Source organism: Bizionia sediminis, from assembly GCF_042684585.1.
Classification (GTDB): domain Bacteria; phylum Bacteroidota; class Bacteroidia; order Flavobacteriales; family Flavobacteriaceae; genus Algorimicrobium; species Algorimicrobium sediminis.
On record NZ_JBHULS010000011.1, the window covers coordinates 1 to 5,563 of the forward strand.

Annotated in this window: 2 tRNA genes and 3 rRNA genes; all 5 read left to right on the forward strand. The window is 46.1% G+C overall.

Going from position 1 to position 5,563, the window contains the following annotated elements:
* Window positions 1–264 precede the first annotated feature (264 nt).
* The 5 genes from ACFSQP_RS12920 to rrf all read left to right on the forward strand — a co-directional run bounded on the left by ACFSQP_RS12920 (window position 265) and on the right by rrf (window position 5,497).
* A 16S ribosomal RNA gene (locus ACFSQP_RS12920) occupies window positions 265–1,790 on the forward strand.
* A gap of 142 nt (window positions 1,791–1,932) precedes the next feature.
* Window positions 1,933–2,006: transfer RNA gene (locus tag ACFSQP_RS12925), tRNA-Ile, on the forward strand.
* Window positions 2,007–2,171: 165 nt separating this feature from the next.
* A tRNA-Ala gene (locus tag ACFSQP_RS12930) sits at window positions 2,172–2,245 on the forward strand.
* A gap of 191 nt (window positions 2,246–2,436) precedes the next feature.
* Window positions 2,437–5,259, forward strand: a 23S ribosomal RNA gene (locus ACFSQP_RS12935).
* A gap of 129 nt (window positions 5,260–5,388) precedes the next feature.
* Window positions 5,389–5,497: ribosomal RNA gene (gene rrf, locus ACFSQP_RS12940) — 5S ribosomal RNA — on the forward strand.
* The 16S, 23S and 5S rRNA genes sit together here with 2 tRNA genes alongside, the layout of an rRNA operon.
* Window positions 5,498–5,563 lie beyond the last annotated feature (66 nt).

A 5,563-nucleotide genomic window follows, 5' to 3' on the forward strand; every position in this document is an offset into this window, starting at 1 on the left:
GAGTAAAAAAAGTTATTTTTTTTTAAAATTAAATTTGGTGGGTAAGAAATAAAGTTATTATATTTGCACCCGCTTAAGCGACAAGCTGGAAACGGTTTTTGTTGCGCGAGTAACAAGAAAGAAGATAAAAAAAGTTCATAAACATATTGAATTGACAGCGTAGAGATTTAACTGGAAACGGTTAAGTTTCAAAAAAAGAGAATAAACCATTTTGAGTACAAAAAGAACGAATTCGGTTAGTTGTTAAATAATATTTAAGAATTAACGATGAAGAGTTTGATCCTGGCTCAGGATGAACGCTAGCGGCAGGCTTAACACATGCAAGTCGAACGGTAACAGGAATTAGCTTGCTAATTTGCTGACGAGTGGCGCACGGGTGCGTAACGCGTATACAATCTGCCTTTTACAGTGGGATAGCCCAGAGAAATTTGGATTAATACCGCATAGTATTATTGGTTGGCATCAATTAATAATTAAAGCTTCGGCGGTAAAAGATGAGTATGCGTTCTATTAGCTAGATGGTAGGGTAACGGCTTACCATGGCGACGATAGATAGGGGCCCTGAGAGGGGGATCCCCCACACTGGTACTGAGACACGGACCAGACTCCTACGGGAGGCAGCAGTGAGGAATATTGGACAATGGGCGAGAGCCTGATCCAGCCATGCCGCGTGCAGGAAGACTGCCCTATGGGTTGTAAACTGCTTTTATACAGGAAGAAACCCTCCCACGCGTGGGAGTTTGACGGTACTGTAGGAATAAGGATCGGCTAACTCCGTGCCAGCAGCCGCGGTAATACGGAGGATCCAAGCGTTATCCGGAATCATTGGGTTTAAAGGGTCCGTAGGTGGATAATTAAGTCAGAGGTGAAAGTCTGCAGCTCAACTGTAGAATTGCCTTTGATACTGGTTATCTTGAGTTATTATGAAGTAGTTAGAATATGTGGTGTAGCGGTGAAATGCATAGATATCACATGGAATACCAATTGCGAAGGCAGATTACTAATAATACACTGACACTGATGGACGAAAGCGTGGGGAGCGAACAGGATTAGATACCCTGGTAGTCCACGCCGTAAACGATGGATACTAGTTGTTCGGCCGCAAGGTTGAGTGACTAAGCGAAAGTGATAAGTATCCCACCTGGGGAGTACGTTCGCAAGAATGAAACTCAAAGGAATTGACGGGGGCCCGCACAAGCGGTGGAGCATGTGGTTTAATTCGATGATACGCGAGGAACCTTACCAGGGCTTAAATGTAGATTGACAGGTTTAGAGATAGACTTTTCTTCGGACAATTTACAAGGTGCTGCATGGTTGTCGTCAGCTCGTGCCGTGAGGTGTCAGGTTAAGTCCTATAACGAGCGCAACCCCTGTTGTTAGTTGCCAGCGAGTAAAGTCGGGAACTCTAGCAAGACTGCCGGTGCAAACCGTGAGGAAGGTGGGGATGACGTCAAATCATCACGGCCCTTACGTCCTGGGCTACACACGTGCTACAATGGTAGGTACAGAGAGCAGCCACTGGGTGACCAGGAGCGAATCTATAAAACCTATCACAGTTCGGATCGGAGTCTGCAACTCGACTCCGTGAAGCTGGAATCGCTAGTAATCGCATATCAGCCATGATGCGGTGAATACGTTCCCGGGCCTTGTACACACCGCCCGTCAAGCCATGGAAGCTGGGAGTGCCTGAAGTCCGTCACCGCAAGGAGCGGCCTAGGGTAAAATCGGTAACTAGGGCTAAGTCGTAACAAGGTAGCCGTACCGGAAGGTGCGGCTGGAACACCTCCTTTCTAGAGAAAGACGACTAATTAGAATACTTTAAGTTACAAGAGGTGGCTTATTCTCAAGCTGTTAATTTAAAAAAATAGAAACGAAGTCAAAAAAGGCAATGGCTGTTGTATAATTACGCGCTATTTGTTACTGGCTTACGACAGTCTCATAGCTCAGCTGGTTAGAGCGCTACACTGATAATGTAGAGGTCGGCAGTTCGAGTCTGCCTGAGACTACAATAAGAAGTTAAAAACTAGGATAAAGTAAAAGCTTTAGTTACTAGCTATAACGAGGTTCATTAAGAATAAAGGAAATTTTAGAAGTTGGGCATTCCAAGTTGACGTATAGGTCATCAATTAACTGATAACTGTTAACTGATTGCCATAACGAGACTAAAACATGGGGGATTAGCTCAGCTGGCTAGAGCGCCTGCCTTGCACGCAGGAGGTCATCGGTTCGACTCCGATATTCTCCACAACGGCATAAGTCACACAGATATTCATAGTCTGTGGTGACGCGCCACAAGGTTCATTGACATATTGAAAAAGATACATGAAATAAAGATTTATAATTACAATCGTTTAGTTATAAATTTAAATAAGGTAATTAATTAGCGTTACGAGCGACTAATTAATTACAGTAAACTCATTAAAAAAGCAAAAAGTACAATAAGCTATATAAGAGCGTATGGGGAATGCCTAGGCTCTCAGAGGCGAAGAAGGACGTGATAAGCTGCGAAAAGCTGCGGGGATTGGCACATACAAATTGATCCGCAGATATCCGAATGGGGCAACCCACTATATTGAAGATATAGTATCCTTATAAAGGAGGCGAACCCGGAGAACTGAAACATCTAAGTACCCGGAGGAGAAGAAAACAAAAGTGATTCCGTAAGTAGTGGCGAGCGAACGCGGATTAGCCCAAACCATAATTGTTACGGCAATTGTGGGGTTGTAGGACCACGATATTTGAGCTGCAATGAATTAGAACTGTTTGGAAAGACAGGCCATAGACGGTGATAGCCCGGTATAGGTAAGTTGTAGTAAGATAGTGGTATCCTGAGTAGCGCGGGACACGAGTAATCCTGTGTGAATCAGTCGGGACCATCCGATAAGGCTAAATACTCCTGAGAGACCGATAGTGAACTAGTACCGTGAGGGAAAGGTGAAAAGAACCCTGAATAAGGGAGTGAAATAGAACCTGAAACCATACGCTTACAAGCGGTCGGAGCCCGTAGGGGTGACGGCGTGCCTTTTGCATAATGAGCCTACGAGTTACCGTTGCTAGCAAGGTTAAGTACTTAAGGTACGGATCCGTAGCGAAAGCGAGTCTGAATAGGGCGCTTTAGTTAGTAGTGGTAGACGCGAAACCGTGTGATCTACCCATGGGCAGGCTGAAGCTGTAGTAACATACAGTGGAGGGCCGAACCGGTTGACGTTGAAAAGTCTTCGGATGACCTGTGGGTAGGGGTGAAAGGCCAATCAAACTCGGAAATAGCTCGTACTCCCCGAAATGCATTTAGGTGCAGCGTTGATTTAGTTTTATAGAGGTAGAGCTACTGATTGGATGCGGGGGCTTCACCGCCTACCAATTCCTGACAAACTCCGAATGCTATAAAATGATGATCAGCAGTGAGGGCATGGGTGCTAAGGTCCATGTCCGAGAGGGAAAGAACCCAGACCATCAGCTAAGGTCCCCAAATGTATGTTAAGTTGAAAAAACGAGGTTGAACTGCTTAGACAGCTAGGATGTTGGCTTGGAAGCAGCCATTCATTTAAAGAGTGCGTAACAGCTCACTAGTCGAGCGGTTCGGCATGGATAATAATCGGGCATAAACATACTACCGAAGCTATGGATTTAGAAATAAGTGGTAGGGGAGCATTGTAGTGTCGTCGAAGGTGTTCTGTGAGGGATGCTGGAGAAGCTACAAAAGAAAATGTAGGCATAAGTAACGATAATGCGGGCGAGAAACCCGCACTCCGAAAGACTAAGGTTTCCTCAGCTATGCTAATCAGCTGAGGGTTAGTCGGGACCTAACGCGAACCCGAAAGGGGTAGTGGATGGCCAACAGGTTAATATTCCTGTACCTGCTCACGATAAAAGTGACGGAGGCGAAAAGTTGGTGCGTACTGACGGAATAGTACGTTGAAGGAAGTGGTAACACTCCGATAGTACACTAAAGCTACGGCGGCGGTGATAATCCAGCGGATCGACTTCCAAGAAAAGCGAGTGAAGCAGCCCGTACCCTAAACCGACACAGGTAGTTGGGATGAGAATTCTAAGGAGCTCGAGAGATTCATGGTTAAGGAACTAGGCAAAATAGACGCGTAACTTCGGGAGAAGCGTCGCCACGCTCCGGCGTGGCCGCAGTGAAAGAGTCCAGGCGACTGTTTATCAAAAACACAGGGCTATGCTAAATTGAAAAATGACGTATATGGCCTGACACCTGCCCGGTGCTGGAAGGTTAAGTGGAGGGTTTAGCTTCGGCGAAGATCTGAAATGAAGCCCCAGTAAACGGCGGCCGTAACTATAACGGTCCTAAGGTAGCGAAATTCCTTGTCGGGTAAGTTCCGACCTGCACGAATGGTGCAACGATCTGGACACTGTCTCAACCATGAGCTCGGTGAAATTGTAGTATCGGTGAAGATGCCGATTACCCGCTGTGGGACGAAAAGACCCCGTGCACCTTTACTATAGCTTAGTATTGGTTTTGGATAAGTAATGTGTAGGATAGGTGGGAGACTTCGAAGCAGCGTCGCTAGGCGTTGTGGAGTCATTGTTGAAATACCACCCTTTGCTTGTCTAGAGTCTAACCTTCTATTGAAGGGACAGTGCTTGGTGGGTAGTTTGACTGGGGTGGTCGCCTCCAAAAGAGTAACGGAGGCTTCTAAAGGTTCCCTCAGCACGCTTGGTAACCGTGCGTAGAGTGCAATGGCATAAGGGAGCTTGACTGAGAGACATACAGGTCGATCAGGTACGAAAGTAGAGCATAGTGATCCGGTGGTTCCGCATGGAAGGGCCATCGCTCAAAGGATAAAAGGTACGCCGGGGATAACAGGCTGATCTCCCCCAAGAGCTCATATCGACGGGGGGGTTTGGCACCTCGATGTCGGCTCGTCACATCCTGGGGCTGGAGAAGGTCCCAAGGGTTGGGCTGTTCGCCCATTAAAGTGGCACGCGAGCTGGGTTCAGAACGTCGTGAGACAGTTCGGTCTCTATCTACAGTGGGCGTTAGAAATTTGAGTGGATCTGACTCTAGTACGAGAGGACCGAGTTGGACAAACCTCTGGTGTATCTGTTGTTCCGCCAGGAGCATTGCAGAGTAGCTACGTTTGGAAGGGATAAGCGCTGAAAGCATATAAGCGCGAAACCCACCACAAGATGAGATTTCTTTAAAGGGTCGTGGGAGATGACCACGTTGATAGGCTATAGGTGTAAAGGCAGTAATGTCATAGCCGAGTAGTACTAATAACCCATAGGCTTATTGTACGCCTGTTTTTTTTACAAAGTAGTTTACAACTTATAATCATGTAATTTTTTCAATATGTTACGATATTAGTTTCATAGTTTTATGAAACGCAGAAGTAATAAGTACCCCTTATTACCGATGCTATAACTTAAGGTGGTTATAGCGACGGGGCTCACCTCTTACCATTCCGAACAGAGTAGTTAAGCCCGTTTGCGCCGATGGTACTGCATCTCGTGGGAGAGTAGGTCGCCGCCTTTTTTAAAATCCCGATTCAAATTACGAATCGGGATTTTTTTTTGTTTATAATTCTTTGGTTGTATATTG